Below are 24376 nucleotides of genomic sequence, written 5' to 3' on the forward strand. Positions count from 1 at the left end.
GTGGAAAGGGGGCGGACCGCTGACGCGGCCCGCCCCCTTCGGTGTACTGGGTGGAGCTGGACTCAGAAGTCCATCTCCCCGCCACCCGGACCCGCCGGGGCGGCCGGGGTCTTCTCCGGCTTGTCCGCCACGACGGCCTCGGTGGTGAGGAACAGCGCGGCGATCGAGGCGGCGTTCTGCAGCGCGGAACGGGTCACCTTGGCCGGGTCGATGATGCCCGCGGCCAGCAGGTCCACGTACTCGCCGGTCGCGGCGTTGAGGCCGTGACCCGGGTCGAGGTTGCGGACGCGCTCGACGACGACGCCACCCTCCATGCCGGCGTTGACGGCGATCTGCCGCAGCGGGGCGTCCAGCGCGATCTTGACGATCTGCGCGCCGGTCGCCTCGTCGCCGGCCAGGTCCAGCTTGTCGAAGGCGGTCTTGCCGGCCTGCACCAGCGCGACGCCACCACCCGGGACGATGCCCTCCTCGACGGCGGCCTTCGCGTTGCGGACGGCGTCCTCGATGCGGTGCTTGCGCTCCTTCAGCTCGACCTCGGTGGCCGCGCCGACCTTGATCACCGCAACACCGCCGGCCAGCTTGGCCAGGCGCTCCTGCAGCTTCTCCCGGTCGTAGTCGGAGTCGCTCTTGTCGATCTCGGCCCGGATCTGGTTCACCCGGCCCTGGATCTGCTCGGCGTCGCCGGCACCGTCGACGATGGTGGTCTCGTCCTTGGTCACCACGACCTTGCGGGCGCGGCCCAGCATCTCGAGGCCGGTCGCGTCCAGCTTGAGGCCGACCTCCTCGCTGATGACCTGGCCACCGGTGAGGATGGCGATGTCGGTCAGCATGGCCTTGCGGCGGTCACCGAAGCCCGGCGCCTTGACGGCGACCGACTTGAAGGTGCCACGGACCTTGTTGACCACCAGGGTGGCGAGGGCCTCGCCCTCCAGGTCCTCGGCGATGATCAGCAGCGGCTTGCCCGACTGCATGACCTTCTCCAGGATCGGGAGCAGGTCCTTCACCGACGAGATCTTGCTGTTGACGATCAGGATGTACGGGTCGTCGAAGACGGCCTCCATACGCTCCGGGTCGGTCATGAAGTAGGCGGAGATGTAGCCCTTGTCGAAGCGCATGCCCTCGGTGAGCTCAAGCTCCAGGCCGAAGGTGTTGCTCTCCTCGACGGTGATGACACCTTCCTTGCCCACCTTGTCCATCGCCTCGGCGATGATCTCGCCGACGCTGGTGTCGGCGGCGGAGATGGAGGCGGTGGAGGCGATCTGCTCCTTGGTCTCCACGTCCTTGGCGAGCTTGAGCAGCTCCTCCGAGACGTTGGCCACGGCCGCCTCGATGCCCCGCTTCAGGGCCATCGGGTTGGCGCCGGCGGCCACGTTGCGCAGACCCTCACGGACCAGGGCCTGGGCCAGGACGGTCGCCGTCGTCGTGCCGTCACCGGCGACGTCGTCGGTCTTCTTCGCGACCTCCTTGACCAGCTCGGCGCCGATCTTCTCGTACGGGTCCTCGAGCTCGATCTCCTTGGCGATGCTCACACCATCGTTGGTGATGGTGGGGGCACCCCACTTCTTCTCGAGCACGACGTTGCGGCCCTTGGGGCCGAGGGTCACCTTCACGGCGTCGGCGAGCTGGTTCATGCCCCGCTCGAGGCCGCGGCGCGCCTCTTCGTCGAACGCGATCATCTTGGCCATACGGCGTTGTCCTCCTGGACACTCACGGGCCACCCGGATGCCCGGATGGGCCGTCTGGTGTACGCACCTTGGGGACGTCGCCACCTGGCGACGACGACGTCTCCTCGGTCGGGCCGGACAGCCCGCGACGACCGGCCTCGTACCGCTCCGGCGCCCCTTCGGACACCGGTGCGGCCGTGGCCCTACCGCCCCGACCTTCTGGCACTCACCGTACGCGAGTGCCAATGACTTGTTTAGCACTCTCCCTAGCCGAGTGCAAGCACGACAGCCCCGCTCAGCCGAGTTCCGCCGCCAGCCGGGCCGCGTTCACCGGGCCTTCCTGAGCCCGCTGTTCGGCGTACGTGACGACCAGTCCGACCTGCTGCGCCAGGTACGCCGGGGCGGCCAGCAGGGCGCCGAACACGGCGAACGCCACGGCGCCGATCGCGGTGCCGACGGCAGTCATCGGCTCGACGCCGAACAGCGCCCCGCTGATCCCGCCCACGACCGCGTCCAGCACCGTCGTCGCCAGGAGGACCGCCATCACCAGCGCGACCCGGCCCAGCACCATGCCGAACCGGCTGTGGAACATCCGCCACGCCCGCCCGATCGGGTCCCGCCGCTCGAACAGGTAGACCGGACCGAACAGGGCCAGCGCGAACGCGGCGTAGAGGCCGGGCAGCAAGCACAAACAGGTGCCGACCATGACCAGCAGCGAGACCAGGAGCGTCCAGCCCCACAGGCCGAGGGCACGGCGCATCCCGTACCGGAAGGCGGCGCCGAGTCCGGTCGGCTCGCCGGCCGCCTGACGGGCGACCACCCAGGTGCCGGCGGCCCAGCCCGCCGCCTGGAGCAGGCCGAAGACCAACCCGGCTGCCAGGAGCACGCCGTAGAAGGCGAACATCTGCCCCCAGAAGCCGGCCGGCAGCACCGGCGCGCCGTCCGGGGCGGTCGCCAGCTCGCCCTCGGGGCTGAAGACGAGCGTGAGGACGCCGATCACCGCCGCCGGGACCACCTGGGTGAGCAGCACGATCGGCAGCAGCTGCCGCCAGCCGCGCCGCAGCGCTCCCGTGCAGCGGGCGAACCAGGGACCGATGCCTCCGTGCGGCGGGTTGACCAGCGGATCCTGCGGGTCGATGCCGGGATACCAGCCGGCGTACGCACCGGGACCGGCCGGCGCCGGGTACGCCGCGCCGGGGACCGGGTAGGCCGCGCCGGGCATCGGGTACGCCGCGCCGGGCATCGGATAGCCCGGGTACGCGGGGCCGCCCCAACCCGGCGGCGGGGTGCCCGGCGCGGTCCAGCCCTGGGGCGGGGTGCCCGGCGCGGGCCAGCCGTGCGGCGGGGTGCCCGGCGCGTTCCAGCCCTGCGAGGTGTGGCCGGGTGGGACGTCGCCCGGCGCGGTCCAGCCGGGCGGGGCGCCCCAGGCGGGTTGGCCGACCGGGTTCGCGGCGCCGGGCTGCGGGCTGTCGTACCCCGGCTGGTCAGGCACGATAGGCACGGGGCCGGTATGACCGGCCCACGGGTCGGCGCCGGACGCACCGGAGCCGGGCGTGGCCCCCGACGGTCCCGGCGCCGGCTCGGCGGCAGGAGGTGGGGGCGCGGTCGGGTCGGCCGGAGGGCCGGACGCCGCCGGCTCGGTGGAACCCGACGGGGGCAGATCGGACATGGGCCCTCCTCAGCGACTACGGCTGGAACGGCTCATGATCTTCCATGGTGGCCGGCCGCAACGCAGCCCCCGGTCCGGGTCCGGTCGCGGGAGCACCGCCCGCCGCGGTTCAGGCGATGACGCGGACCCGCTCGGCCTGCGGACCCTTCTGCCCCTGCGCGATCTCGAACTCGACCCGCTGGCCGTCGTCGAGCGCCTTGTAGCCGTCCATCTCGATCGCGGAGAAGTGGACGAAGACGTCCTGCCCGCCGTCGACGGCGATGAAGCCGTAGCCCTTTTCGGCGTTGAACCACTTCACGGTGCCCTGTGCCACGGTGCACTTCCTCACTCTGCGCGGCGTTCCAACACCCGGAGACCGGCGGACCGGCACCGGCGGTGCACCCATTCAGCAATCGGTGACGCTGAATTGAGTGACCGAAATCGCACGCTACACGAGGCGTGACGACGGCGCACGACCACAAATCGGGCATATTCCGGGGCGTACCCGGGCCTGTCGCACGCCCGCGGCGGGCCGTCCGGTATGCATGCGGCATGACCAGCGTGACCACCACGACCACCGTCCGCCGGGTCCGGCCGACCGACGCCGCCCGGATGCGGGCGCTCCGGCTGGAGATGCTGGCCGACTCCCCGCTGGCATTCCTGGAGACGGTGGCCGAGGCCGCCGCCCGGCCGCACGCGGAGTTCGCGGCCCGGGTCGCGGCCGTCTCCCGGGGCGACCACACCGCGCAGTTCGTGGCCGACCCGGGCGGCCGTCTGGTCGGCCACGCCGGCGGCATCGCCGCGCCGGACGAGCCGGGCCTGACGCTCGTCTACGCGGTCTACGTGACGCCGGCCCGGCGGGGCAGCGGCCTGCTGGCGGCGCTCGTCGACGAGGTGGCGGCCTGGTCGCGCGCCTGCGGACGGCCCGAGCTGATGATGGAGGTGGTGGTCGGCAACGACCGCGCCTACCGGGCCTATCAGAAGCTGGGCTTCGTGGACACCGGGGTACGGGTGCCGCACCCCCGGATCGTCGGCCTGTACGAACTCCAGATGCGCCGGCCGGCCTGACCGGCCGCGTTAACAAGGGGCCCCTCCTCTACCGGAGGCGTTAAGAAGGGGCCCCTCCTTTCAGGCGTGCCGGCGGCTCTGCACGATGCGGAACCGGTTTGCCACGTACGCGCCGTCGGTCAGCGCCGAGTTGGCCGCCGCGTTCGCGCCGGAGCCGTGGAAGTCGGAGAACGCCGCCGACTGGTTGACGAACACCCCGCCGGTCAGGTTGCAGGACAGGTGCACACCGGCGTCGATCGCCGCCGCCTCGGCCGCGTCCAGCACCGCCTCGTCGGTGGAGTAGACGCCCGCTGTGAGCGCGCCCTTCTCCCCCACCGTCTCGCGCAGGATGCGCAGGCTGTGCTCGGTGGAGTCGGTGGCGATGGCGAACGAGATCGGCCCGAACCACTCCCGCGAGTAGGTCGCGGTGTCGGACGCGTCCAGCTTCACCACGGTGGGCGTACGCACCACAGCGCCGGGGAAGGACGGGTGCTCGACGGTGCGCGACTCCAGCACCGGCTCGCCGACCTTGGTGACCTCCTCCAGCCGCTCCAGCACGCCGTCGTTGACGATCGCACCGGTCAGCTCGACGCCCCGGGCCGGGTCGGCGGTCAGCTTGGCGACCGCGCCGGCGATCCCGGCCGCCACCTCGTCGAAGCTCTTGTGCCCCTGGTCGGTGGAGATGCCGTCGCGCGGGATCAGCAGGTTCTGCGAGGTGGTGCACATCTGCCCGCTGTACAGCGTCAGCGTGAAGCCGAGGTTGCGGCAGAGCCCGGCGAAGTCGTCGGTGGAGTCGATCACCACCGTGTTCAGGCCGGCCTTCTCGGTGTAGACGGCGGCCTGCCGGGCGTTCGCCTCCAGCCAGTCGCCGTACTCGGTGGAGCCGGTGAAGTCGACGATCTTCACGGCCGGGTGCAGGGCCAGCGTGGTGGCGAGCTTCTCGCCGTCGGTCTCGGGGGCGAGCTGCACCAGGTTCGGGTCGAGCCCGGCCTCGGCGAGCACCTGGCGGGCGTACTTCACCGTGATCGCCAGCGGCAGCACCGCGCGCGGGTGCGGCTTCACCACCACCGGGTTGCCGGTGGCGAGCGAGGCGAACAGGCCGGGGTAGGAGTTCCAGGTCGGGAACGTGTTGCAGCCGATGACCAGCGCAACCCCGCGCGGCACCACGTGGAACGTCTTGGTCATCCGCAGCGGGTCGCCCTTGCCGGCGGCCTTCTCCCAGCCGGCGGTGCCCGGGTGGCGGGTCATCTCGGCGTACGCGTAGGCGACCGCCTCCAACGCGCGGTCCAGCGCGTGCGCGCCACCGGCCTGGAACGCCATCACGAACGCCTGGCCGCTGGTGAACTGCACGGCGTTCGCCAGCTCGAACACGTTGCGGTGCAGCCGGTCCAGGATCTCCAGGCAGACGCCGGCCCGGGCCTGCGGGCCCGCGTCGCGCCAGGCGGGCAGCGCGGCGCTCGCGGCGGACACCAGCTGGTCGGCGCCCGCGTGCGGGTAGCGCACGTCCAGCGCCACCCCGAACGGGCTGACCTCGGTGGCCACGGTGGTGCCGTCACCGGCCTGGTCGAGCGGGAAGTCCCCGCCCAGGTACGCCTCGAAGGCGGCCTTGCCGTCGGCGGCGGCGGTCTCGCCGTACACCCGGGGGCTGGGCGACTCGGGGTAGGCCGACCAGTACCCGCGCTCCGCGATGGCGGTCAGCGCCCGGTCGAGGGTCTCGCGGTGCCTGTCGTACAGGGGGTGCGGGGTCTCCGTCATGCCCGCCATCATGCAACAGAAAGGCACCAGATCAGTAGGGGCGTGTCACAACTCAGATCGTCAACTGCCAGTCGACGGAACCGGCCGCGGGGCGGAAGCCGAGCTGGTCGTTGATCGCGATCATGTGCCGGTTCGCCGCCGCGTTCCAGGTGTCGACGGCACGCAACGCCGGTTCGTGTGCCAGCGCGTACGCCAGGTTCCCGGCCTTGCAGAGCAGGCCGAGCCGGTGGCCGCGGTGGCCGGGGTCGACGAGGGTGATCTGCTGCCAGGCGTGGTCGGTGCTGCCCGCGTCCAGGCTGAGCTGGGTCCACCCGACCAGGCGGCCGGTCGCCTCGTGCACCGCCCCGGTGTTGTACCGGCGTACGCCCCGGGCGTCCAGCGCCCGCTCCGCCTCCCGCACCCGCGCCGCGTCCATCTGCTCCGGCTCCCAGTCCAGCTCGCCCATCGGCGCGTCCAGCAGCAACCGGCCCTCCAGGTAGGCGACGTCCGCGACGTACTCCTCGGGCGTGTGGTCCCGCCACCGCACCGGCCGGTATCCGGTCGCCGCGGCGCGCGCCTCGGCCAGCAGCGCGGACAGCCGGTCGCGGTCGAGCCCGGCCACGTCGAGGCGACGGCGGACGTCGGACAGCGCCGGCTTGGCGCCCATGGCGGCGGCGAACGCGGCACCGGGGAAGGTCCGGCCCTCCTCGCCGGGCAGCGCGGCGACCGTCGCGCCGACCAGTCGCTTGCCGTCGTGCTCGCGCAGCAGCCGGACGCCGTGTTCGTGCAGCGTGCGCCCGATGCCACGCCGCCGGTACGCCGGGTCCACGGTCAGCTCGACGCTCGCGTTCTCGGTGTTGTCGATCGTGTGCAGGTAGAGCCGCAGCCAGCCGACCGGCGACCCGTCGAGGCGGGCCACCAGCCAGCGCGTGTCGATGCCGGGCATCGGGTGCCACAGCGGCGCCTCGAACCGCCGCCGGCAGGGGTCGGGCAGGTCCGGCTCGTCGGCGGCCCGCGCGGCGCACGCGATCCGGTGGACCGCGTCGAGCGTCTGCCGGTCGGTGGGATCCAGCGGCGTCACCGTCAGCGTCATGGCACCGAGGGTGCGCCGGACACAGCGAAGAGGCCAGCGGTTTTCCGCTGGCCTCTTCGGACGTTGGTCGGGAGGGACGTCCGCACAACGCCTCCGGCGTTGGGTCGCAAGAACTTGAAAAGTCTCCGGCGGATGCCCTCCCGCACGAAGCATCTTGCGCCGTCCGGTTCCTGCCGTCAAGTCCTTGAGGACGGTTTTCTGGCACTCACCGCACATCACCGATTACCCACCGGTCTCACCCGATCCCCCACCCGGGCGAGCCCACCTCCCCCGTCCGACCGAGGAGCCGGCTCCGCGATCAGGCGAGGAGGCCGGCGTCCCGGGCGGCGCGGAGGCTGGGCTTGATGCGGTGGGTGGGACCGACCTGCGCGGCCACCGCGTCGAGGGTCTTCAGGCCCTCGCCGGTGTTGAACACCACCGTCTCGGCGGCCGGGTCGAGCCGGCCCGACTCGACCAGCTTGCGCAGCACCGCGACCGTCACGCCGCCCGCAGTCTCGGCGAACACCCCTGTGGTACGGGCGAGCAGCCGGATGCCGGCCCGGATCTCGTCGTCGTCGGCGTAGTCCATCCAGCCGCCGGTACGGCGCACCGCCTCCAGCGCGTACAGCCCGGCGGCCGGGTCGCCGATGTTGAGCGACTTGGCGATGCCGGTGGGCTTGACCGGCACGATCGTGTCGGTGTCGCCGTGCAGCGCGGTGGCGATCGGGTTGCAGCCGGCCGACTGCGCGCCGAACACCTTCCAGCCGCCCGCCGGCGCCTCGACCAGCCCGATCTCGACCAGCTCGGTGAACGCCTTGTCGATCTTGGTGAGCAGTTCGCCGCTGGCCATCGGGATGACCACCTGGGCCGGGATCCGCCAGCCGAGCTGCTCGGCCACCTCGTAGCCGAGCGTCTTGGAGCCCTCCGCGTAGTAGGGCCGCACGTTCACGTTGACGAACGCGGTGTCCTCGAACTCGTCGGTCTCCACCAGTTCGCCGCAGAGCCGGTTCACGTCGTCGTACGAGCCGTCGATGGCGACCAGGTCGCCGCCGTAGACAGCGGTGGTGACGACCTTGCCCTGTTCCAGGTCGCCGGGGATGAAGACGATCGACGGCACGCCGGCCCGGGCCGCGTGCGCGGCGACCGAGTTGGCGAGGTTGCCGGTGGAGGCGCAGGCGTAGCGGGAGAAGCCGAGCGCGCGGGCCGCGGTGAGCGCCACCGAGACGACCCGGTCCTTGAACGAGTGGGTGGGGTTCGCGCTGTCGTCCTTGACCCAGAGCGGCGCGGTGAGTCCCAGCTCGGCGGCGAGATTCGGGGCGGCGACGAGCGGGGTCAGCCCCGGGTCGAGCGTGACCCGGGTGGCCGGGTCCTGACCGGCCGGCAGCAGCGCCGCGTACCGCCAGATGTTGTCCGGACCGGCCTCGATCTGCTCGCGGGTGACGGTGGCCAGCGCGGCGGTGTCGTAGTCGACCTCCAGCGGCCCGAAACACTCGTAACACGCGTGCTGGGCGGCCAGTGGGTACCGCGCCGAACAGGCACGGCAGACCAGGGCGCGGGCCGGGCTGAGGGTGGTGTCGATACCGGTGGCGACGGGAAGCGTCGACGTCATGTCGAGGAGTTCCTCTCATCTTTCCCCGCATCGCCGGGTGCGGCGGGGACGGAATTGGCACCTGCCCGCTGTCGCTCGTCATCGAGCGTGCGGGTGGTTGCCGGGGCGTCGTCGGGCCGTATCCCTCAGCCCCTCTGGATGAGGTATTCAGTTGTGCCGCCGAGTCTAGGCGCTGCTCACGGCCACGCCACCTCGGGATCCCACGCTGTGGGCCGGCTCAGCGTCCGACCACCGCGACCGGGTCCACCACCACGGGCCGGTCCACCACCGCGAGCGGCTCGGGCGCCGTCGTGGTCACCGCTGCCGAGGGGGTACGGGTGACGAGGTTCGCGGCCACCAGGGCGGCGATGGTCAGCCCGGCACCCACCAGCTCCACCGCGACCGGCCGGTAGCCGCGCACGATCTGCACCGCGAACGTGGCCACCGGCACCAGGTTCATGAACAGCGCGGCGTCGGCCGGGCCGAGCCGTCGTACGCCGGTGTTCCATGCCAGCACCGCGAGGACGGCGGCGACCAGCACCGCGTACGCGAGCTGGGGAGCGATCGCGACGAGGTCGGCGGCGGCCGGCGCGTGCTGGAGTCCGGTGAGGTCGGCGACGGCGCTGGCGCCGATCATGGCGAGCATGCCGGCGACGGCGGTGAGCGTGGTGTAGCGCAGCGCGGACCACTCGGGGAACCGGCTCGCGCCGTGGGTGTAGAACGCCCAGCCGAGCACCGCGCCGATCATGAGGAGCCCGCCCCAGCCGAACTGGCCCAGTCCGTCGAGCCGGCCGCGGGTGATCACCAGGCCGACACCGGCCAGGGCGACGAGCGAGATGCCGAGCAGCGCCGGACGCGGGCGGACGCCGTCGCGCGCCCAGCGGACGAACTGGGTGACCAGCGGCACGGTGGCCGCGAACAGCGCGATCTGCTGCGGTGCGGCGTGGCCGAGGGCGAGGTTCGTCAGCGTGTTGAACCCGGCGAAGCCGAGCGCGCCGAGGAGCACCACCTCGACGCCGCGCCGCTGGGTGGCCAGGGCGGTGACCCCCTCGCGGGCCAGCAGCAGGGCGAGCAGCACGGCGGTGGCGAGCACGTAGCGGGCGGTGGTCAGGTTGAGCGCGTCGACGCGGGTGAGCGCGCTGGCGAGCACGGGGAACATGACACCCCAGCTGACCGCGGCGAAGATCGGGAGGGTGGCGTGACGGGAACGCATCGCGGCTCCTATGTTCGAATACCGTCGAACCAACGCCACGACTCTAGGAGCTTGTTCGACGATTGTCGAACATGGGTTATCGTAGTCACATGGAGCTGCACGAACCCGAGCTGCGCGACGTGCCGGTCACAGCCGTGCTCGCGGCGCTGGCCGACGACGTCCGGCTCCAGATCGTGCGGGCGCTCGCGCCGGGCGGGGAACACGCCTGCGGCTCGTTCGAGTTCGGCGTCTCCAAGGCCACCCGCAGCCACCACCTCAAGGTGCTGCGGGAGGCCGGCCTGACCCGCACCCGGGTCGCCGGCACCACCCGCTACGTGCGGCTCCGCCGCGAGGAACTGGACCGCCTCTACCCCGGCCTGCTCGACGCGGTCCTCGCCGAACGCGGCGGAATGGCATGATCGCCGGATGCGGAGACCGGCGCGCCTGATCGGCGTCCTCACCGGCGTGACGCTGATGGCCGCCTGCACCCCGGCGCGAGGGCCCGCGGACGGACTGTCCGACCCGCCGCCGCGGGCGGGCGCTCCCACCGCCGACCACACGCCCGCCGCCATCTGCTCCCCGGAGGGCATCGCGATCACCGGACTCGGGGTGAGTGCCGCGATGGGCCTGCGGGCGATGGGCCTGGAACTGCTCAACTGCGGCGACCGGCCGTACGAGCTGCGCGGCTATCCGGCGGTCACGCTCCGGGACGCCGACGGCGACCCGGTCGAGGTGCGGATCATCCCGGGCGCCAAGCCGATCACCTCCGGCTTCGACCACCCGCCCACCCGGATCGTGCTGGCCCCCGGCGAGCGGGCCGGAGCGGCGCTGATCTGGCGGAACCTGGTCACCGACGCGACGGCGCCGGCGACGAACGGCACCGAACTCGACGTCGCGCCGGTGGCGGGCCGGCCGGCGTACCCGGTCGCCCTGGACGGGCCGATCGACCTCGGCAGCACCGGCCGGCTGGGCGTCAGCGCGTGGGAGCGCCGGAAGCCCGGCCCGGACGACACGCCCACGCCGGCCGTCCCGCCGCCGCCCACGACTCCGCCGGTGAATCCGCTGTAGAACCAGAGCCCGGCACGAGGGTCGCCCCGACCGGGATCTGGTTCGCCGGCGGGGACTCAGGCCGGGACCGAGGCCGGGGCCGCGGTGGGTTCGGTCGCGGTCGACCGGCGGCGGGCCAGCAGCGCGTCGAGCGCCCAGTTTCCCGGGCCGAGCACCGCGACCAGCAGGAACGACCAGCAGAAGAGCGCGGCCAGCTCGCCGCCGTTCTGCATCGGCATCAGGTGGTCCGGCTGGTGCACCACGAAGTACGCGTACGCCATCGAGCCGGAGGCGAGCAGCGCGGCCGGCCGGGTGAACAGGCCGACGAGCACCAGCGCGCCGCACACGAGCTGGATCAGCGCCGCCCACCAGCCGGGCCAGGTGGCGAACGGGACGGCCCCGCCGGTGGCCGGGTTGCCGCCGAACACGCCGAAGATCGAGGCGGCGCCGTGGCAGAGGAAGAGCACGCCGGTGACGATGCGGAACAGGGACAGCACGGGGGCTTTCAGCTGCGCCGGGATCATGGGAAACCTCCTGGTACGGGGACCGGACGCCGTCCAGGATGGCGGGACTATTGATTGATGTTAATCGATTTCTTTGCAGGCGGGACAATCTTGTGGGAACGCTCCCATGATATGGGCCGCACCGCTCCCGCGGCGACCCCGTCCGCCTCACCTCAGCTCGTGACGTCCTTGCGGGTGAAGCGCCAGAAGGCCAGACCCCAGAACAGCGTGGCGTAGACGACCGCCGAGAACGCGCCCTTGACCACGTCGTCGGTCTGCATCGGCGTCGACAGCAACCCCAGCCAGGCGCTGCTGTAGTGGGTCGGCAGCAGGTTCCGCAGCCCGCCCAGCGCGGTGATCTGGTCCAGGATGCTGGACAGGATCCACAGCAGCACCGCCCCGCCGACCGCGCCGAGCGCGGCGTCGGTGGTCACCGACAGCAGGAACGCCAGCCCGGCCACCACCAGCAGTACGACCGCGAGATAGCCGAGCACGCCGAGCAGCCGCAGCAACCCGTCGGCCGGGGCCAGCTCGGCCGAGACCTGGCTGCTCAGCGGCTTCCAGCCGTACCGGAGCGTGCCGGCGAGCAGCGCGGTGCCGGCCAGCAACAGCAGGGCCAGCCCGGAGTACGCGAGCGCGACGACCAGCTTCACCGCGAGCAGCCGGGCCCGGGGCACCGGCACCGCCAGCAGGTAGCGCAGGCTGCCCCAGCTCGCCTCGCTCGCCACCGTGTCGCCACAGAACAGCGCCACCACCACGACCAGCAGGAACGACGCGGACACCAGGATCGAGAACAGGGTGAAGTTGAGCCCGCCCGAGGTGGCCAGGTCGGCCAGGCTGGAGAACTCGCCCCGCCCGCCGCCGTCGTCGTCGCCGGCGTCGAACTGGAACGCCACCAGGATGATCAGCGGCAGCAGCACCATGAACCCCAGCGCGAGCTGGGTACGACGGCGCGACGCCTGCCGTCGGAACTCCGCGGCGAACGGGAGCGTGGCCGAGGGCCGGTAGCCGGCAGCCGCACCGCCCGCGCCCGGCGCCGCCGTACCGGACATGCCGCCGCCAGGCGACGATGCCACAGACGAACCCGCCATCACCGGTCCCCGCTTCCCCGAGAGTTCTCGCCCACCAGGGCGAGGAACGCGTCCTCCAGGCGGCGCCGGGGCACCACCCGGTCCACCCCGATGCCGGCGCGAACCAGTTCGGCCACCACCTCGCTGCGGGCGGTGCCGTTGGTGTCGACCACCAGCCCGCCGTCGGCGTCGGGCAGCACCCGTACGCCGCCGAGCCGGTCGAGCACCGTACGCGCCGCGTCCGGGTCGCTCACCTCGAACAGCACGCTCGGCGACTCACCGACGATCTCCTCCACCGGGCCGGACGCCACGATCCGGCCCTTGTTCACCACCACCGCGTGCGTGCAGGTCTGCTCCACCTCGGCCAGCAGGTGGCTGGAGACCAGCACCGCCCGGCCGTCGGTGGCGTAGCGCTGGAGCACCCGGCGCATCTCGGCGATCTGCGGCGGGTCCAGCCCGTCCGTCGGCTCGTCCAGCACCAGGAGTTCGGGCAGGCCGAGCATGGCCTGCGCGATGGCCAGCCGCTGGCGCATGCCGTGGCTGTACTTCTTCGTCCGCCGGTGCACCGAGTCGCCCAGGCCGGCGATCTCCAGCGCCTCGTCGAAGTGCGCGTCCTCCCACGGCCGCCCGGTGGCCCGCCAGTACGCCTTGAGGTTGTCCAGGCCGGACAGGTGCGGCAGGAAGCCCGGCCCCTCGACCAGCGCGCCGATCCGGGACAGCACCGGCGAGCCCGGCACCAGCCGGTGACCGAAGACGTAGATCTCCCCGGCGGTCGGCTGGGTCAGCCCCATCAGCACCCGCAGCGTGGTGGTCTTGCCCGCGCCGTTGGGCCCGAGCAGGCCGACCACCTGACCGGGGTGCACCTCGAAGTCCACGTCGGAGACCGCGACGAAGCCGTCCGCGTACTCCTTGCGCAGGTTGCGCACGGCGAGCGGGACGCCCGCGTACTCCGGGTGCACGGAGTCGTCCTGGCGACGGTGCCGGCGGCGGGTGAGCAGCACGACCACGACGAGCCCGGCCACGATCACGGCGAGCAGTCCGGCCAGCGCCCAGCGCCAGATCGTGGCGGTGGTGGGGATCGGCGTGGCGTCGACGGTCGGCAGCGTCAGCGGCCCGTCCGCGAGCGCCACCGTGTGCACGGCCGGTTCCGCGGGCGAGGCGTACGCCTGGTCCGACGTCGCCACCACGAGCCGCAACCGGTGCCCGGCCTCGACCCGCCGGACGATCCCCGGCAGCGTCACGGTGACCGGCGTGGCCTCGTCGACGGTGCGCGGCAGGCCGGTCAGGCGCACCGGCGCGACCAGGCCGGACGGCAGCGTGGACGCGCCCTGCGGGTCCACGTCGTAGAGCTTCACGAACAGCACCGCCTCGCCGGTCGGTGAGGCCGCCCTGATCCGCACGGTCGGCGCACCCACCACGTCGACCGGCTCGTCCAGCGGCGCCGACTCGAAGCGGGCGTGCTGGCCGGGGATGTCACCGGCGACGCCGTCCAGCAGCGAGCCGAGCGCGCCCGCGAACGGCACCGAGGAGATCGCCGCCGGGTTGCCGTTCGGCGGTACGGCGACCGGCTGGGGCGCACCGGCGAGCGTCACCTCTCGGCGGCCCTCGCCGGTCAGCCCCGGATAGTCGGCGGTACGGAAGCCGGTCGCCACCAGGCCCCGGTCGAGCGCGTCGAACCCGGCGATCCGGGAGAACGTGAACGTGTCGCCGGGCGCCGCCCCGTCGCCCTTGACGTAGTGGTCGAGCCACTGCGCGGTCAGGAACTTCACCCGGTCGGAGTCGGAGGTGGGTCCGGAGCCGCCGTCGTGGCCGCCGGTGAACCAGGCGACCCGCGCCGGCGTGCCGGCAGCGGCGATGCCGCGGGCGTTGGCGTCCGCCTCGGCCAGCGGGAAGAGCGTGTCCGCCTCGCCCTGCACCAGCAGCGTCGGCGACTTGATCCGGTCCAGCACGCCGGCCGGCGACGACCGGCGCAGCAGTTCGACAGCCGCCGCGTCGGCCCGGCCGGTGGTGGCGATGCGCAGGTACGCGGCGCAGACGTCGGCCGCGAAGCGCCCGCAGGACGGGTCGGCGGCGCCGGCCGGCGCGCGACCGGAACCGGTGCCCGGCCCGGCGCCCGGCTGCGGGCTCGGCGGGCCGGCCGACTCGGGTGCGCCCTCCGGTGCGGCGGCGGTGGCTCCGGAGAGACCGGCCGGGCCGGAGCCGGCGTTCCCGCCGCCGCCGAAGAAGATGCCCGCCCAGCCCTTCTTGAACACACCGTCGGTGGGCTGCCGGCCGCTGCTCTCCGGCAGGAAGGCCCGGGACAGGTCGTTCCAGGTGATCATCGGGACGATCGCGTCGATCCGCTGGTCCTGGGCGGCCAGCAGCAGGGCCAGGCCGCCGCCGTACGAGCCGCCGACCACACCGACCCGGGGGTCGCCGGCCGCGTCGAGGCGGATGTCCGGCCGCTGCGCCAGCCGGTCGAGCAGCCGCTGCGCGTCCCGCACCTCGTAGTCGGGGTTGTCCAGGTGGATCTGGCCGCCGCTGCGCCCGAACCCGCGGGCGGTCCAGGTGAGCACCGCGTACCCGCGGGCGACCAGGTCCTCGGCGTCGGAGCGGACCGAGTCCTTGGTCCCGCCGAAGCCGTGCGCCAGCAGCACCGCCGGCACCCGGTTGGACGGGGAGGCGTCCTCCGGCAGGTAGAGCGTGGTGTCCAGCTCCACGGGCTCGTCGCCGGAGGGCCCGGAGCGCACCGTCACCGACGCCGGCTCGGTCCGGAAGTCCGTGCCGTCCGGCCGGGCCACCCAGACCAGCGCGGCGGCGACGAGGACGACCACCACCGCTGCGGCGACGGTGCGGCGCGGACGGCCGGCCAGGGCGCGCCGGAGCCGCGCGGCGGTTGATCTCATGCGCCACACGGTACGGGCCGACGGCTGAGCATTCGCTGAGATCCGCCGTACGTCTGTCCGGTTGCACCGATCGTCGCGTAGCGTCCGTCATCCGCCAAAGGTCCAGAGCGTCCCAGCGGGACGAATTCGGATCATGTGAATTCACATCTACGGGCGCAAACCATCGTCGATGTCACTTCTCGGCGACACGATCACACGCTACGTACCATTCGCCCTGACACAGGGTCACCCAAAGTGGACTGACGTGAAGCCGACTCATCGGCCTAGGTCCCACTCGCGTCCGGTTCGGCTACTTTTCCGGTCCGGTGCACGGGACTGCGTACGGCGACCTCCCGGGGCACCGATCGCCCCGCCGTCGCCGGAGGAGACACACCATGACAGTCCCCGCGTCGCGGGTTCGTCGGCGGCCCGCCGTACCGGGCCGTACGCTCGCCCTGGTTCTGGTGCTGGCGCTGCTGGCCCCGCTCGGGCTGATCTTCGTCCAGGCCGAACGCGACTTCGCCGACGACCACGACCTGGCGACCCGGGAACGGCTCGGCGTCCGCTACCTGCGCGCCCTCGGGCCGGTCACCGACACGCTGGTGGAGGCCCAGGCCATCGCCGTCGCCGAAGGTGCCGTGTCCCGGGCCTCGCTCGCCGCCGCCATCGAGGGCGTCGCGGAGGTGGACAACGCCGTCGGAGACGAGCTGCGCACCCACGAACGCTGGGCCGGGCTGCGGGCCAAGCTGGAGTCGCTGCCGGACCGCGGGATCGGTGACCCCGAGGCCGCGTACCGCGCCTACGGCGAGGCGTCCGACCTGCTCCTGGCCCTCTACCGCAAGGTACGGGAGAGCTCCGGCCTGATCCGCGACCCGCGCTCCGACTCGTTCTTCCTCCAGGACGGGATCGGCGGGGACCTGCCCACCGCGACGGTGCTGGCCGGGCGGCTCGTCGACCTGGCCCGGCTGGCCGCCAAGCGCCCCGCCGCCGAGCGCGCCCGGGCGGGCGCGGAGCTGGCCGAACTGCGCGTCTCCGCGCTCGGTCCCGCCACCGACCTGGTCGCCGACCTGCGCTCGGCGGTCGACAGCTCGGAGAGCACCGACCTGGGCGCCAACGTGCTCACCCCGCTGGACACGTACCAGCGTTCACTGGAGACGTTCGCGACCTACTCGGCGCCCGGCGCCGGCCGGGGCGCGCCGAGCACCGACCAGCTCACCCGCGCCGGGATCAGCGCGCAGAACGCCGCCAAGCAGCTCCGCACGGTCATCCTCGACCAGCTCGACGCGCTGCTCGCGGAACGGCTCGACGCCCTGGAGCGGGACCGGCTGCTGGGCCGGATCGCCGCCGGTGCGGCGGTCGTGCTGATCGCCGGGATCGTCGCGCTGCACGTCGCCGCGCTGCGCCGGGACCGGTCCCGGGCCGCCCCGGCACGCCGGGAACCGGCCGAGGCCGCACCGGCGCCGACTGTCCAGCCGGAACCACCGCTCACCGCACCGGGGGCCGACCGCCAGCCGGTCGCGGTGGGGCACGGTGGCGACGCCGACCGGTGGAGGCCGTTCGATGCTGCTCGGTAGGTTACGAATCCGGGGCAAGCTCGCCCTGCTGGTGATCATTCCGCTGCTCAGCATGGTCGGACTGGCCGTACCGGTCGTCATCGACCGGGTGACCACCGCCCAGCGGGCCGCCGACACCGCCGAGACCGTCCGCGTCGCCAGCCGGGTCGGCAGCCTGGTCCAGGACCTCCAGCAGGAACGCCTGCTCTCGGTCGGGCTGCTGCTCGGGCGGGTGAGCCGAACCGAGCTGATCCAGAAGTCGGCGACGGTCGACGACCGGGTCGCCGACCTGCGCGCCGAGCCGCTGCCGTCGGCGGTCCGCGAAAGCCTCGACGGGGTACGGCGGCTGGAGGACGTCCGCAACGCCACGCTCGCCGGCCGGGCCACGCCGCAGCAGATCCTGACCGTGTTCGGCGAGGTCGACACCGCCCTGATCGACGCGTTGCGGCTGCCCTTCCAGGTGGACACCGACACGGCAGCCGGACGGCAGGTGCTCGCCCTGGACGCGCTGCTGCGCGTCGACGAGGCACTGAGCTCGTGCACCACCCAGATCGTGCTGGTCAAGGCGACAGGCGATCCGCTGGTGGCCCGGTCGTTCGTGGCGTGCATGGCGGGACTCAACGTCGACAACCGGCGGTTCCGCAAGCTGATCACGCCCGAGCAGCTGAAGGTGGCCGAGCTGGACGACGCGGCGGTGGCCGCCCGGACCAGCCCGACGTTCCTGGTGGACAGTCTCCGGGACCCGGTCGGGGCGATCGCGCCGGTACCGCTGGACGTGCTGTTCCCCTCGGCCCGGTCGATGATCACGCTGGGCCAGTTCGTGGAGAAGAAGGTCGTCGCGGACGTCATCGCGGAGACCCGCGCCCGGGAACGGGAGGCCCTGACCGCGGCCTGGCTGGTCAGCCTCGCGGCGGCGGCGATCCTGCTCGTCGTGGTGCTGCTGAGCATGACTGTGGCGCGTACGGTGGCCCGGCCGCTGAGCCGGCTCACCCGCTCCGCCGAGCGGGTCGCCCGGGTCACCGAGGCCGAGCTGACCCGGGTCGCCGACGACGAGTCCGAGACCGTCCCCCCGGTACGTCTCGACCCGGTGGAGGTCAGCGCCCGGGACGAGATCGGCGATCTGGCCCGCGCGTTCGACCGGGTGCAGCACACCGCCGCCCGGCTGGTCGAACGGCAGGTCGCCGGGCGGCGCAACGTGGCGCAGATGTTCGGCCACGTCGGCCGCCGTACGCAGAACCTCGTCGGCCGCCAGATCGCGCTCATCGACCGCCTGGAACGGCAGGAGACCGACCCGGGCCGCCTGGAGCACCTCTACCGGCTGGACCACATCTCCAGCCGGTTGCGCCGAAACGCGGGCAGCCTGGTGGTGCTCTCCGGCGCCACCGGCTCGGACGGCCACGTGGCGCCGGTCCCGCTGGCCGACGTGGTCCGGCTCGCGCTCGGCGAGATCGAGGACTACACCCGTGTCGACGTGGAGGTCCCGCCCGGCGTGGCGGCGTCCCCCGCCATCGCCGGTGACCTGGTGCTGACGCTCGCCGAGCTGATGGAGAACGCCACCTCGTTCTCGCCGCCGCACACGCGGGTTGTGGTGGCCGGTGAGCTGACCGACGGCGGGGCACGGCTGGTCGTGGTCGACCACGGCATCGGCCTGACCGGGGACCGGATGGCCGAGGAGAACGCCCGGTTCACTCGGCGGGAACGCCTCGATCTCGCCCCGACCGAGGTGCTCGGCCTGTTCGTGGTCGGCCGGCTGGCCCGCCGGCACGGCTGGAGCGTCCGGCTGAGCCACACCCCCGGTGGCGGCGTCACAGCCGCCCTGGAGATCCCCGGCGCCTCGCTCGTGATCCGTCGTCCCGAGCCGGTCGGCGTCAGCGCCGGCCGGGCCGTGGTGCCCGGCGCCCGCGAGGCGGAGCCACCGGCCGTCGAGGCGCCGACCGGCTTCGACGCCGAGTTGCTGACCCGGGCCACGCGCAGCATGTCCAGCGGCGATCCGTGGAACGCCTTCGGCGGCCAGGCCGACACCGCGGAGGCGGACGAGGACGCCGGTCCGGCCGCGGGCGGTCCGCCGCCGGTCTGGCCGCCGGCGACCCGGCCGTCCGGGCCGGCGGCGCGTCCCGGGCACGTCGCCCCGCCGACACCGGTCGTCGGCCCGGCCCCGGCCGCTCCCCCGGCCGCCGGGCCGGCGACCGGCCCGACCCTGGCGCCGCCGGCCACCCGCCCGGCCCTGGCGCCGACCACCGGGCCGGCGCTCGCCGGTCCGGCCGTCGCCCCGCAGCACGGTCCCGGGCTCGCGCCGCAGCACCGCCCGGGGCTCGCGCCGCAGCACGGGCCGGCAGTCGCGCCGCAGCGCGGGCCGGGGCTCGTGCCGCCGCCCGGTGGCGCCCGCCCGTCGGCGCCGGCCGGGCCACCCCCGGCCGTGCCGGCGCCGACCGGACCGAACCCGGTCGGGCCGCCCGCCGGGCGGCCCGGTACCCGGTCGCCGATCCGGCAGCGGGTGCCCGGCGCCAACCTGCCGACCGCCGCACCGGCCGCGCCGGCCGGACCGGCCACCGGCGGACCGCTGATCGGCGTCCCGGCGGACCCGTCGAGCGTCCGGGCCCTGGTCGAGGCGTTCCAGGACGGGGTACGGCGGGCCGAGGGCGCTGTCGACCCCACGCCCCCGGCGGCGGAACGGCCCCGGCTCAGCCGCCGGGTGCCCGGCGCGAACCTGTCCGTCTCCCCGGCGCAGTCAGTGCCCCCCACCAGCTCCGACCCCGGCGACCCCGTCGAGGTCCGCAACCGGATCAGCGAGTTCGAGGCGGGCGTCGCCCGTGCTCTGCGCGAAGTCAGTACCGACCGCTACGAAGAGGACCCATCACGGTGACCAGCCCCTTCCTCCACGAGAACGTCGAACAGAGCACCACCGGCGACCTCAGTCCCGAGGCGCGCACCTTCAACTGGCTGCTCGACTCGTTCACCTCCAGCACCGCCGGGGTGATGGAGGCGATCGCGGTCTCCTCGGACGGGCTGCTGATGGCCATGTCCGCGATCAAGGACCGGTCCAACGCGGAACGGCTCGCCGCCGTGGTCTCCGGCATGACCAGCCTCGCCGGGGGCGCGGCCAGCTGGTACGCGCTCGGCGCGCTCAACCGGGTGATCGTCGACATGGCCGAGGGCTACCTGCTGATCAGCGCGATCAGCAGCGGCTCGGTGCTCGGCGTCGTCGCCGACCGCACTGCGAACCTGGGCACCGTGGCGTACGAGATGACGCTGTTCGCCGGCCGCGCCGGCGGCGCCCTGAGTCCGCGCCTGATCGCCGAGCTGAAGAACGCCGTACAGCAATGATCCCAGGGGCCGCCGGCGCGGACCCGGAGCCGGAACCCGGCGTCCGGATCCGCCCCTTCCTGCACGCGTCCGCTCCGGTGCCGGAGCCGGACGCGGGCGACGGGGAGCCGACCGGCCCACGCCCCTTCGTGCTGACCTCCGGACGGGTGGACGGCGACCCGGCGATCGGCCTGGAGACCCAGGTCACCGCTCGTCCGGGCAGCACCTCGTGGGCGGTGACCGCCCGGTTGGCCCCGGAGCTGGCGGCGATCGTCGCGATCTGCGCCGAGCCCGTCTCGGTGGCCGAGATCTCCGCCCGGACCCGGATGCACTTCGGGGTGACCCGGGTGCTGGTCGGCGACCTCCGGGCCGCCGGCCATCTCGACGTGCACGTCGCGGACGTCGACGACGCCCTCGATCCCGACATCATCCTGCGAGTGATTGATGGACTTCGTGCGATCTCCTGAATGGCCGGCCGCCGCCACCGGCGGGCCGTCCGCCAACAGCGCCCCGAGCCGCTACGGCGGCCCGGCGCCGCTGATCGGCCGGGCCACGCCGCCCCCGCCCACGCCGCCGCTGCCGTACCTGCCGCCCGGTGTGCCGCCGGCCGAACCGGCCCCGATCGTCAGCCGGGTGCCGGCGCCCCGACCGCCGATCCCGGTCAAGATCCTCATCGCGGGCGGGTTCGGTGTCGGCAAGACCACCACAGTCGGCGCGATCTCCGAGATCGCTCCGCTGACCACCGAGGCGGAGATGACCACCGCCGGCATCGGCATCGACGACCCGGGCGGGGTCGCCGGCAAGACCACCACCACAGTCGCCATGGACTTCGGCTGCGTGACGATCGACCGCAGCCTGAAGCTCTACCTCTTCGGTACGCCCGGACAGGCGCGCTTCGGGTTCATGTGGGACGACCTGGCCCGGGGCGCGCTCGGCGCGCTCGTGGTGGTGGACAGCGCCCGGCTCGACGACTGCTACCCGGCGATCGACTTCTTCGAGCGGTCCGGGCTGCCGTTCGTGGTGGGCGTCAACGCCTTCGACGGCCGGCTGGCCCTGGACCTGCCGTCGATCCGCTGGGCGCTGGCGATCGGTGAGCACGTGCCGCTGGTGCAGTTCGACGCCCGGGACCGCCTCTCGGTACGGGACGCTCTGCTCGTCGTCCTGGACCGCGCGCTGGACCGGGCCACCCGATCCCGGGCAGGCTGAACCGGCAGTCGTTTCGATCCGTTGTCTGGCGAAGGGGTGGACGCCATGAGAGGTGATCTGGACGAGACACTGGCCCGGATGGCGCGGCGCGAGGAGGCGCTGCGCCGCCGGGCGCCGATGCCCGGCGAGCCGGCCGGGGCGGCCGGGCGGGACGTACCCGAGGAGGCGGCGGACGAGCCGGGCGACGGTCGGGCGGGGCACGGCGCGTACCGGCTGCGCGGTGGCGAGGCGCCGGTGCGGCGTGACCCGGTCGAGCAGGTGGCCGAGGCGGTCCGGCGGGTGGTGGCCGAGCACCCCGGGCTGGCCGTGACGCTGCGCGTGGAGCTGGGCGAGCAGGCGTACCCGCTGCGGGTCTCCTGGTCCGGCACGGCGGTGACGGTGGGCCCGGCGGCGCCGCCCACGCCGCCGCCGGCGTGGCCCATGTCGGTGAAGACGGTGCCCGCGCCCGGCCACGATCCCCTGGAGTCCGACCCGGCGGCCCGGCTCGCCGAGATGATCCGGCGCGACCCCTCGCTGCTGGACGACCCGGGTCCGCGCTGACCCGGCACCCGATGATCGGGGCGGCTACTGTCGGCGGGTGGCCGAACCCGACCTGACCCTGACCGCGACGCTGCGGCCGGCCGCGCTCGACGCCCGCCGCGGCGTGGTGCGCCTGCATCCCGAGGTGCTCACCGCGTTGGCGCTGCGCCCCGGCGACCCGGTACGCCTGACCGGCCGCCGGGTCACCGCCGGCATCGCGGCCGCCGCCGAGCCGAGCACCAGCGGCGCCCTGCTGCACGCCGACGACCTGCTGCTGGGCAACCTCGGTCTGCGGGCCGGCGGCCAGGTCACGGTGAGCCCGCTACCGGCGACCCCGGCACGCCGTCTCACCCTGTCCGGCCCCGCCGCCGTGGTCGCCGCGGTCCCGCCGGAGATGCTGCGGCTCGCGCTGCTGGGCAAGGTGGTCACCGCCGGGGACGACGTCTCGCTGCTGCCGCAGGACGTGCTGCCGGACGCCGCCGTGCGCGGCCTGATCGAGGCCGCGCGGCGCAGTCTGGCCAGTTCCGTCGGGTACGCCTGGACGAGCACGCTGCTCACCGTCCTGTCGGCCGAACCGGCGGTCGGCGCGCTCGTCACCATGGACACGGTCGTGGGCTGGGAACACGGCGCCGCCACCCGCGGCTCCGGCCCGGCGTCCTCGGCCTCCACCGCGCGGGTCTCCGCCCCCGCCACCCCGGCCGGGACGGAAGCCGACCCGGACCTGCTCGGCCCGGAGGACGCGCCCGACGTGGACGAGCTGCCCGGTCTGCGCGCCCAGGCCGAGGAGCTGACCGAACTGCTGGACCTGGGCTTCCACCATCGCGAGGTGCTGGGCCGGCTCGGCACCACCGTCTCGCTCGGTGTGCTGGTGGAGGGTCCGGCCGGCTCCGGCAAGTCCGCGCTGGTACGTGCCGTCGCCGCCCGGGTCGGCGCGGGCATCCGCCCGCTGTGGGCACCGGAACTGGCCGCGCTCAGCAATGACGCGGCGGCCCGCCGGCTGCGCGAGGCGGCCTCGGCGGTACGCGCCGGCGGTCCCGCCGTGCTGCTGGTCACCGACGTGGAGTCGATCGCCCCGGCCGACGAGCCGGGCCCGCTGGCCACCGTGTTCCGGCAGGTGGTCGCCGAGACGCTGCGGGCCGGCGCCGCCGTGGTGTGCACCAGCGGACGCCCCGAGGCGGTCGACCCGGCGCTGCGCGGCCCGGACCTGCTCGCGCTGCGGATCACCGTGCCGCTGCCCGACGCGGCGCTGCGCCGGGAGCAGTTGACGGTGCTGACCCGCGAGGTGCCGCTCGCAGGTGACGTCCGGCTGGACGAGGTGGCCGCCCGTACCCCCGGGTTCGTCGCGGCGGACCTGGCGGCGCTGGTACGCGAGGCCGGGGTACGCGCGGCGCTGCGGCAGAAGACGGCGGAGACGCCGAGCGTGGCGATGGCCGACTTCACCGCCGCCCTGGAGGTGGTCCGGCCGACCACGATGTCCGCGTCCACGCTGGAGCTGGCGTCCGTGACGCTGGACGACGTGGGCGGGCTGCACGAGGTAAAGCAGACGCTCACCGAGTCGGTGCTGTGGCCGCTCACCTATCCGGACACGTTCGCCCGGCTGGGCGTGACGCCGCCGCGCGGGGTGCTGCTCTACGGCCCGCCCGGCTGCGGCAAGACCTACCTGGTGACCGCGCTGGCCGGGTCCGGGCGGGCCAACGTGCTGTCGGTGAAGGGCGCGGAGCTGCTCTCGAAGTGGGTGGGTGAGAGCGAACGGGCGGTCCGGGAGCTGTTCCGCCGCGCCCGCCAGGCCGCGCCCACGCTCGTCTTCCTCGACGAGGTGGACGCGCTGGCCCCGGTACGCGGGCAGGCCACCGACGGCGGTACCACCGACCGGGTGGTGGCGGCGCTGCTCACCGAACTGGACGGCGTGGAGGCGCTGCGCAACGTGGTGGTGGTCGGCGCGACCAACCGGCCGGAGCTGGTCGACCCGGCGCTGCTGCGCCCCGGCCGGCTGGAACGCCTCGTCTACGTGCCGCCACCGGACGGCCCGGCCCGTACGGAGATCCTCCGTGCGTCCGCCCGGAACGTCCCGCTCGCGCCGGACGTGGACCTCGACGCGCTCGGCGGCGAGCTGGACGGCTTCTCCGCCGCCGACTGCGCCGCGCTGATCCGGGAGGCGGCGCTGGCCGCCATGCGGGAGTCGCTGGAGGCGAGCACTGTGACCGCCGCGCACGTCGAGGCGGCCCGGGCCCGCGTCCGCCCCTCGCTGGACCCGGTGCAGCTCGCGCACCTGGAGTCGTACGCCGCCGGACGGTCCTGACCGGTCAGCTCTCCCACGCCTGCGGCGCCGGGCGCTCAACCGCCGGCGGCGCCGACGCCCGACGCCG

General features: G+C 73.9%; 20 protein-coding genes and 1 riboswitch. Of the genes, 10 read left to right on the plus strand and 10 right to left on the minus strand.

From position 1 onward, the window contains the following. Window positions 1–62: 62 nt before the first annotated feature. The 3 genes from groL to Q3W68_RS12925 all read right to left on the minus strand — a co-directional run bounded on the left by groL (window position 63) and on the right by Q3W68_RS12925 (window position 3646). The gene (gene groL / locus Q3W68_RS12915; RefSeq protein ID WP_302905600.1) at window positions 63–1685 is read right to left on the minus strand and encodes a chaperonin GroEL; all 1623 of its coding nucleotides are present in this window, start codon (window positions 1683–1685) and stop codon (window positions 63–65) included. Window positions 1686–1959: 274 nt separating this feature from the next. Continuing rightward, window positions 1960–3165, minus strand: coding sequence for a hypothetical protein (locus tag Q3W68_RS12920; RefSeq protein WP_302905601.1), 1206 nt, complete (start codon window positions 3163–3165; stop codon window positions 1960–1962). 277 nt (window positions 3166–3442) lie between these two features. Further along, window positions 3443–3646, minus strand: coding sequence for a cold-shock protein (locus Q3W68_RS12925; protein ID WP_013288855.1), 204 nt, complete (start codon window positions 3644–3646; stop codon window positions 3443–3445). Window positions 3647–3864: 218 nt separating this feature from the next. Between Q3W68_RS12925 and Q3W68_RS12930 the strand changes: the two genes are divergently transcribed. After that, complete coding sequence (locus Q3W68_RS12930; RefSeq protein ID WP_302905602.1) at window positions 3865–4380, plus strand: GNAT family N-acetyltransferase; 516 nt, start codon at window positions 3865–3867, stop codon at window positions 4378–4380. A 60-nt stretch (window positions 4381–4440) separates the two neighbouring features. Here the strand turns inward: Q3W68_RS12930 and paaN are convergent, their stop codons facing one another. The 4 genes from paaN to Q3W68_RS12950 all read right to left on the minus strand — a co-directional run bounded on the left by paaN (window position 4441) and on the right by Q3W68_RS12950 (window position 9966). After that, window positions 4441–6114 (minus strand): phenylacetic acid degradation protein PaaN, encoded by a 1674-nt coding sequence (paaN, locus tag Q3W68_RS12935; RefSeq protein ID WP_302905603.1) that lies wholly within the window; start codon window positions 6112–6114, stop codon window positions 4441–4443. Between the two features lie 52 nt (window positions 6115–6166). Then, window positions 6167–7186: a GNAT family N-acetyltransferase gene (locus Q3W68_RS12940; protein WP_302905604.1), complete on the minus strand. Its 1020-nt coding sequence runs from the start codon at window positions 7184–7186 to the stop codon at window positions 6167–6169. A 298-nt stretch (window positions 7187–7484) separates the two neighbouring features. Next, on the minus strand, window positions 7485–8774 hold the full coding sequence (gene thrC / locus Q3W68_RS12945; protein ID WP_302905605.1) for a threonine synthase: 1290 nt from the start codon (window positions 8772–8774) through the stop codon (window positions 7485–7487). A 12-nt stretch (window positions 8775–8786) separates the two neighbouring features. Further along, a riboswitch (SAM riboswitch) is annotated at window positions 8787–8919 on the minus strand. 72 nt (window positions 8920–8991) lie between these two features. Continuing rightward, window positions 8992–9966 carry a DMT family transporter gene (locus tag Q3W68_RS12950; RefSeq protein WP_302905606.1) on the minus strand — a complete coding sequence of 325 codons (975 nt, stop codon included), beginning with the start codon at window positions 9964–9966 and terminating at the stop codon, window positions 8992–8994. An 89-nt stretch (window positions 9967–10055) separates the two neighbouring features. Here Q3W68_RS12950 and Q3W68_RS12955 point away from each other — a divergent pair, with 89 nt between their 5' ends. Then, window positions 10056–10364: a helix-turn-helix transcriptional regulator gene (locus Q3W68_RS12955; protein WP_302905607.1), complete on the plus strand. Its 309-nt coding sequence runs from the start codon at window positions 10056–10058 to the stop codon at window positions 10362–10364. A gap of 7 nt (window positions 10365–10371) precedes the next feature. Then, on the plus strand, window positions 10372–11013 hold the full coding sequence (locus tag Q3W68_RS12960; protein WP_302905608.1) for a DUF4232 domain-containing protein: 642 nt from the start codon (window positions 10372–10374) through the stop codon (window positions 11011–11013). 56 nt (window positions 11014–11069) lie between these two features. Here Q3W68_RS12960 and Q3W68_RS12965 read toward each other — a convergent pair whose 3' ends face one another. The 3 genes from Q3W68_RS12965 to Q3W68_RS12975 all read right to left on the minus strand — a co-directional run bounded on the left by Q3W68_RS12965 (window position 11070) and on the right by Q3W68_RS12975 (window position 15450). Then, window positions 11070–11516, minus strand: coding sequence for a DoxX family protein (locus Q3W68_RS12965; RefSeq protein WP_302905609.1), 447 nt, complete (start codon window positions 11514–11516; stop codon window positions 11070–11072). Between the two features lie 152 nt (window positions 11517–11668). Next, window positions 11669–12586, minus strand: coding sequence for an ABC transporter permease subunit (locus Q3W68_RS12970; RefSeq protein WP_302905610.1), 918 nt, complete (start codon window positions 12584–12586; stop codon window positions 11669–11671). Continuing rightward, window positions 12586–15450: an alpha/beta fold hydrolase gene (locus tag Q3W68_RS12975; protein ID WP_302905611.1), complete on the minus strand. Its 2865-nt coding sequence runs from the start codon at window positions 15448–15450 to the stop codon at window positions 12586–12588. Before Q3W68_RS12975 ends, Q3W68_RS12970 begins: the two co-directional genes overlap by 1 nt. 374 nt (window positions 15451–15824) lie before the next feature. Between Q3W68_RS12975 and Q3W68_RS12980 the strand changes: the two genes are divergently transcribed. From Q3W68_RS12980 to Q3W68_RS13010, 7 genes are read left to right on the plus strand one after another with little or no spacing between them, the layout of a single operon-like run. Continuing rightward, on the plus strand, window positions 15825–17003 hold the full coding sequence (locus Q3W68_RS12980) for a hypothetical protein (RefSeq protein WP_302905612.1): 1179 nt from the start codon (window positions 15825–15827) through the stop codon (window positions 17001–17003). Then, window positions 16990–19845 (plus strand): nitrate- and nitrite sensing domain-containing protein, encoded by a 2856-nt coding sequence (locus tag Q3W68_RS12985; protein ID WP_302905613.1) that lies wholly within the window; start codon window positions 16990–16992, stop codon window positions 19843–19845. Before Q3W68_RS12980 ends, Q3W68_RS12985 begins: the two co-directional genes overlap by 14 nt. Beyond that, the gene (locus Q3W68_RS12990; protein WP_013288866.1) at window positions 19842–20306 is read left to right on the plus strand and encodes a roadblock/LC7 domain-containing protein; all 465 of its coding nucleotides are present in this window, start codon (window positions 19842–19844) and stop codon (window positions 20304–20306) included. The genes Q3W68_RS12985 and Q3W68_RS12990 overlap by 4 nt, the downstream gene beginning before the upstream one ends. Continuing rightward, window positions 20303–20752 (plus strand): DUF742 domain-containing protein, encoded by a 450-nt coding sequence (locus Q3W68_RS12995; protein ID WP_013288867.1) that lies wholly within the window; start codon window positions 20303–20305, stop codon window positions 20750–20752. Before Q3W68_RS12990 ends, Q3W68_RS12995 begins: the two co-directional genes overlap by 4 nt. After that, window positions 20730–21491, plus strand: coding sequence for an ATP/GTP-binding protein (locus tag Q3W68_RS13000; RefSeq protein WP_302905614.1), 762 nt, complete (start codon window positions 20730–20732; stop codon window positions 21489–21491). Before Q3W68_RS12995 ends, Q3W68_RS13000 begins: the two co-directional genes overlap by 23 nt. 45 nt (window positions 21492–21536) lie before the next feature. Continuing rightward, a complete protein-coding gene (locus Q3W68_RS13005) occupies window positions 21537–22031 on the plus strand; it encodes a hypothetical protein (RefSeq protein ID WP_302905615.1) in 495 nt (164 codons plus the stop codon). Between the two features lie 37 nt (window positions 22032–22068). Next, entirely contained in the window at window positions 22069–24309 is a 2241-nt protein-coding gene (locus tag Q3W68_RS13010; protein ID WP_302905616.1) for an AAA family ATPase, read from the plus strand. Window positions 24310–24376 lie beyond the last annotated feature (67 nt).

It is taken from the genome of Micromonospora sp. C28ISP2-4 (assembly GCF_030519385.1).
GTDB classification, from domain to species: Bacteria; Actinomycetota; Actinomycetes; order Mycobacteriales; family Micromonosporaceae; genus Micromonospora; species Micromonospora tulbaghiae.